Consider the following 6095-nt stretch of genomic DNA (forward strand, 5'->3'; position numbering starts at 1 on the left):
CGCCCTCAGGAGAGTCCATGGCGGAGAGAATCCTCGTCACCAGTGCCCTTCCGTACGCGAACGGCGCCATCCACCTCGGCCACGTCGTCGAGTACGTCCAGACGGACATCTACGTCCGCTTCCTCCGCTCGTGCGGCCAGGACGTCGTCTATTTCTGCGCGGACGACACCCACGGCACGCCCATTGAAATCAACGCCGCGAAGCAGGGCATCCCGCCCGAACAGTTCGTCGCGCGCTTCCACGACGAGCACCAGCGCGACTTCCAGGACCTGGATGTCCGCTTCGACTACTTCCACTCCACCAACTCGCCGGAGAACCGCCACTACGCGGAGCTCATCTACGGGCGCTTGAAGGACGCGGGCGACATCGACCGCCGCGACATCGAGCAGACCTACTGCGAGAAGGACAAGCGCTTCCTGCCGGACCGCTTCATCCGGGGCACCTGTCCCAACTGCAAGTCGGCGGATCAGTACGGCGACGCGTGCGAGAAGTGCGGCAAGACGTACAACCCCACGGACCTCATCGAGCCGCGCTGCGCGCTGTGCGGCACGCCGCCGGTGCGCCGCAACTCCGTGCACCTGTTCTTCAAGCTGTCGCGCCACGAGTCCTTCCTCCAGGAGGTGCTCAAGCGCCCCGGCTTCATCCACCCGGGCCTCGCCACCCAGCTCCAGGGCTTCTTCGAGAAGGGCCTGGCGGACTGGGACATCAGCCGCGACGGGCCCTACTTCGGGTTCGCCATCCCGGGGGAGACGGACAAGTTCTTCTACGTCTGGCTGGACGCGCCCATCGGCTACATCGCGACCACGGAGAAGTGGGCGAAGGAGTCCGGCCGCGCGAAGGACGCGCTGGAGTACTGGGCCAAGGACGCGCCCACGCGCATCGTCCACTTCATCGGCAAGGACATCGTCTACTTCCACGCGCTGTTCTGGCCTGCGGTGCTGAAGGTCGCCGGGCTGCACATCCCCAATGAGATCAAGGTGCACGGGCACCTGACCGTGAACGGGGAGAAGATGTCCAAGAGCCGCGGCACCATGGTGGCCGCGCGGGACTACCTGGACCTCCTGGACCCCAGCTACCTGCGCTACTTCTACGCGGCCAACCTGGGCGCGGGCGTGGAGGACCTGGACCTCAACCTCAAGGATTTCCGCCTGCGGGTGAACGGCGAGCTCGTCAACAACGTGGGCAACCTGGCCAACCGCGCGCTGTCGATGCTGGCGGGGCCGCTGGAGAAAAAGCTCGCGCCGGGCCGCCAGGAAGGGGCGGGGCGCACGCTGGTGGAGCAGGCCCTGGCCCGCGTGCCGGAGGTGCGCGAGGCGTTCGAGAAGCTGGAGTACCGCGCCGCCATCAAGATCATCACGGACATCGCGTCCACCGCGAACGCCTTCCTCCAGACGGCGGCGCCGTGGGCGCTGGTGAAGAAGGACGCGGAGGCCGCCAGGGCCGACCTGTCGGACGCGGCGGACGTGGCGTACCTGCTGGGCGCCCTGCTGGCCCCGGTGACGCCGCGCGTGTCGGAGCGGCTGTTCGCCCAGCTCAACGCGCCGCCCCTGACGTTCCAGGCGCTCGCCACCGCGAAGTATCCACTTCTCGACCGGAGCCGCCCGCTGGGGACGCCGGAGCCGCTGCTGCCGCGGCTGGAAGAGGAGCGGGTCAACGCCATCATCAAAAACCCCGTGGCCGATATTCCGGCCCCGGGGTCTGGGGGCAAGGACAAGAAGTCGGAGAAGAAGCCCATGGACGCGAAGCCGCCGGAATCACAGGCCACGGTACCCACCACGCAGGCGTCACCCGGCGCCGGGGCGGGGGCGGGGACTCCAGAGCCCGTGCCCTCGGCGGACATCGAGTACGCGGACTTCGCCAAGGTGGTGCTGAAGGCGGGGCGCATCGTGGCCGCGGAGAAGGTGAAGGGCGCGGACAAGCTGCTCAAGCTGGAGGTGGACCTGGGCGAGGGCACGCCGCGCACCATCGTCTCCGGCATCGCGGAGGCGTACACGGCGGAGGCGGTGGCGGGCCGTCGCGTGGTGGTGGTGGCGAACCTCAAGCCGCGCAAGCTCAAGGGCATCGAGTCACGCGGCATGCTGCTGACGGCCGGCCCGGGCGGCAAGGACCTGTCCCTGCTGGACCCGGGCGACGTGCCGCCCGGCAGTGAAGTGAAGTAGCTCGAAGTCGCTCGAAACAACTCAGGGGGCACGCCGGGTGGCCATGTCGCCACCCGGCAGCGAGGTGACGAGACGTGGCGGACTGGCGTTCCGAGCGGGACCGCGCACTGGTGAACCTGGAGCGTGACAAGCGCCCGGCGAGCCGTGCGGAGGCGGCGGACCTGTTGTTCCACCTGGCGTCCGAGGAGCCCGCGCACGCCGCGGAGTTCACGGACGCGCTGGTCCGGCTGCTCGCGGATGCCCAGCCGGAGGTGCGCCGCTCCGGGGTGGGCCTCGCGTCGGTGGTGCTGCCGCCGGAGCAGCTCCCGGACACGCTGCTGCCCCGCCTGCGCGACGAGGACACGCGGGTGCGGCTGGAGGCCACCGGAAGGCTGGCGGACCTCGCGCTACCCCACGCGCGCGGGGCGCTGGCGGGCATGCTGGAGGACCCCACGCCGGAGGTGCGCTTCGAGGCCGCGCGCGGCATCGCGGCCCTCAAGCACCCCGCGGGGCTGGAGGTGCTGCTGGCCGCGCTGGACGTGGACACGCTGCGCTTCCGCGCGCTGGGCGCGCTGGCGGAGCTGGAGGACGCGCGCGCGCTGCCGGCGGTGAAGCGCCTCTTCGGCAAGTGGCTGCTGCCCGCGTTCGACAAGACGCAGGCGGCGGGCGTGCTGATGAAGCTGGGAGACCCGGCGGGCGCGGAGTGGCTGATGCAGCGCACGCGCAAGAAGTGGAGCACGGACCGGGCGCTCGCGGTGGAGCTGTGCGGCGAGCTGAAGGTGCCGGGCGCGCTGGAGCGGCTGAAGGACATCCTCCAGGACGCGAAGGACCCGTGCCGGGGCGCCGCCGCGCGCGGCCTGGGACGGCTGGGGGATGCCCAGGCGCTGCCCTGGCTGCTCTCCGTGCTGGAGGACCGCGCCGCGCCCGAGGACGACCGGCTGGACGCGGCGGATGGCGTGTGGCGGCTGGGCGTACCGGACGGGATGGAGCGCGTGCGCGCTTCCGTGCCCACCTTCGCCTCGGAAGAGGCGAGACTGGAGCTGGAAGAGCTGTTTCGGGAGGGCCCATGAGACTGGTTGACGCGCACTGCCACCTGGAGCCGAAGGACTACGCGGAGGTGGGGCCGGTGCTGGAGCGCGCCCGGGCCGCAGGGCTCGTGCACGCGGTGCTGGTGGGCCAGTTCCACGGCCCCGGGGACTGGGGCCACGCGCTGGAGGTGGCGGCCCGGCACCCGGACTTCCTGTCGCCCACGCTGGGCATCCACCCGCACGAGGCCGCCCGCGCCACGGAGGGGGACTTCGAGATGCTGGAGCGCACCTGCGCCCGTCCGGAGCTGCGCGCGGTGGGCGAGGCCGGGCTGGACTACTACTACGACCACTCGCCGCGCGAGGTGCAGGCCACCGTCTTCCGGCGCCAGGGCGCGCTCGCGAAGCGACTGAACAAGCCGCTGGTTGTGCACGTGCGCGACGCGCATGAGGACTGCGACGCGGCGCTGGCGGCGGAGGACGTCACGAGCGGCGTCATCCACTGCTTCACCGGCGACACGGCCGCGGCGCGGCGCTACCTGGACCGGGGCTTCTTCATCTCGCTGTCCGGCGTCATCACCTACAAGAAGACGGAGGCCCTCCAGGACGCCGTCCGCTTCGCGCCGCTGGAGCGCCTGATGGTGGAGACGGACAGCCCCTACCTGGCGCCGGTGCCGCACCGCGGCCGCAAGAACGAGCCCGCGCACGTCCTGGAGACGGCGAAGAAGGTGGCGGAGCTGAAGGGCGTCTCGCTGGAGGAGGTGGCGGCCGTCACCACCGCCAACGCCGCGCGCCTCTTCAACCTCACCCTGCGCTGAGCGCTCCGGCCAGGGCTTCCAGGTCCTGGTCGAGCTGCGGCATGTCCAGGAGCAGCGCGTCCGGGTCGTAGAGGAAGTCCGCCTGCTTCAGCTTGAGCAGGGCCTGCAGCGCGGGCTCGCCCGCGTGTCCGCCGAAGGAGGCGTAGACGACGCGGCCCCGCTCCAGGTGCAGGTAGCCCTCCAGCGTGTGGTGGCGAAGCTGGAGCCGCCCGCTCTTGCGGCCCCCGCCCAGCGTGCGCAGCAGGTCGCGCGGGGGCAGCTCGTCGAAGCTGCCGCGCACCACCCGGCCCGGGCCGTTGTGCTGCACCCGGTCCTGGAAGAGGGCGAGCACCGTGCGCGCCACCTCCGCCTTGTCGCCCGGGGACAGCACCGCCGTCGCGCCCGCGAGCAGCAGCCGCTCGCGCGCCTGCGCATCCGGCTCACCCACCACGGCGATGGGCAGGCCCGCGCTCTCCGGCGAGGCGCGCGTCGCCTCCAGCAGCTCCAGCACCTCCTGCTGCCCCAGCCGCAAGCCCACCACCAGCACGTCGCAGTCCTGCCGCGCGAGCCCATCCAGCGCGCCGTCCAGCGTGGACAGCGCGTGCGCCACCAGCTCCTGCTTGAGCACCGCCTCCAGCAGCTCGCTGCGCGTGGCCTCGTCCGGCTCGGCGATGAGCACCTGGCGCCCCTCGCTGGCGATCCGGTGGAGCAGCAGCTCCCCGCTCTGGAGCTGGCCGACGATGTCCGCCACCACCGGGTCGTAGAGGATGCCCGCGTGCTTGCGCAGGTGCTCCAGCGCCTGCTGCTTGGTGAAGACCTTCCCGTGCGCGTTGCCCGGGTTCTTGGTCAGCTCCAGGAAGCTGTCCACCGCGGCCAGGATGCGCGCGCCCAGGGTGATGTCCTCGCCCTTGGCGCCCTGGGGCGTGCCGGAGCCGTCCCAGGCCTCGTAGAGCTGCGCGAGGATGGTGTTCACCTGCGTGGGCAGGTGCACCGTTTCAAAGAGCTTGGTGGGCGCGCGGCAGCACGCCTTCGCCTGGGCCTTCCACTCCGCGTTGGCCGCGTTGCTCGCCAGGGAGAAGTGGCGCTCCGCGGGCTTGCCCAGGTCGTGCAGGTACGCGGCGATGGACAGCGCCGCCAGCTCCTTGTGCGGCATGCCCATGCGCTGGCCGACGATGCCCGCCTGTCGCGCGAGCTGCGCCGAGTGGCCCCGGTGCCGGGGCCGGTCCTGCTCCATCAGCCCCACCATCAGGCTGAGCGTCTCCACGTAGTCCGTGTCGCTGATGAGGCCGCGGGGGCCGCCCGGTTCGCGCCGCTGGGTCGCGCGGGCCACGTGGGTGCCGCTGCCGGCCCGCTGCAGCCGCATCCGCGCGTCCGTCTCCAGGCGCATCTGGATGCTGGTGGGGCTTCGGCCGGTGGAGGTGTGGCTGCGGCCGGACTCGGAGCTCCCGTTGTTGCTCGCGGGCGCATCCGGACGCCGGGGCCCACCGCCGTGCGGGCCCTCCAGCAGCGAGGTGAAGGCGGTGGGGTCGCCGTAGTAGTGCTTGCGGATGGCGGCGGAGATGGCGCTGCGCAGGCCGATGTACGCGTAGACCTCCGACATGCCGGTGACGAGCGCGATCTCGTCGAGCAGCGACTTGTTCTGCGGCTCGGCGGCCACCACCGACAACAGCTTGCGCTCCGGGTCGATGGCCAGCGGAAGCACGTTCTGCGCTTCCGCCAGCCGCACCGGCAGCTTGTCCAGCACCTTCGTGTCGATGCGGACCTTCGCCAGCTTGTCCGCGGTGACGAAGCGGGTCTGGAACTCATTGGCCAGCAGGCGCAGGAGCGCGGCCTCCTGGAGCAGGCCCAGCTCCACCAGACAGTCCCCCAGCTTGTGGCCGGTGATCTTCTGGTGCTCCAGCCCCTGCTCCACGGCCCCGGGTGTCACGAGGCCGGCCTCAATCAACCGCTCTCCCAGCCGCTTCGCCATGGACTTCAGCCCTCCGAGGAGCCCTCTCCTTCACCACCGGACTTCACGGGCGCGGACGGCGCCAGCGCGCTGAACGGCTTGAAGGTCAGCTCGCCGGGCAGGCTCTTGGGGTCGCGCGGCGGACGCTCCTCGCGCGGCGGCCGGGCGGGGCGCTCCTCGCGGGGAG

Annotated in this window: 4 protein-coding genes and 1 pseudogene; 3 read left to right on the forward strand and 2 right to left on the reverse strand. The window is 71.5% G+C overall.

What is annotated here, in order from left to right:
* Positions 1-17: 17 nt before the first annotated feature.
* The 3 genes from metG (at position 18) to D7V93_RS05740 (ending at position 3981) form a co-directional block, all read left to right on the forward strand.
* Positions 18-2159, forward strand: coding sequence for a methionine--tRNA ligase (gene metG, locus D7V93_RS05730; RefSeq protein ID WP_120642404.1), 2142 nt, complete (start codon positions 18-20; stop codon positions 2157-2159).
* A gap of 74 nt (positions 2160-2233) precedes the next feature.
* Complete coding sequence (locus D7V93_RS05735) at positions 2234-3208, forward strand: HEAT repeat domain-containing protein (protein WP_120642405.1); 975 nt, start codon at positions 2234-2236, stop codon at positions 3206-3208.
* Positions 3205-3981: a TatD family hydrolase gene (locus tag D7V93_RS05740; RefSeq protein WP_120642406.1), complete on the forward strand. Its 777-nt coding sequence runs from the start codon at positions 3205-3207 to the stop codon at positions 3979-3981. The genes D7V93_RS05735 and D7V93_RS05740 overlap by 4 nt, the downstream gene beginning before the upstream one ends.
* Here D7V93_RS05740 and D7V93_RS05745 read toward each other — a convergent pair.
* A complete protein-coding gene (locus D7V93_RS05745; protein WP_120642407.1) occupies positions 3968-5929 on the reverse strand; it encodes an HD domain-containing phosphohydrolase in 1962 nt (653 codons plus the stop codon). The two genes, D7V93_RS05740 and D7V93_RS05745, sit on opposite strands and share 14 nt — an antisense overlap.
* Positions 5930-5934: 5 nt before the next feature.
* Positions 5935-6095 (reverse strand): annotated as a pseudogene (locus D7V93_RS46435) (DNA-binding protein); the annotation flags it as partial.

This window comes from Corallococcus llansteffanensis (assembly GCF_003612055.1).
Lineage (GTDB): Bacteria > Myxococcota > Myxococcia > Myxococcales > Myxococcaceae > Corallococcus > Corallococcus llansteffanensis.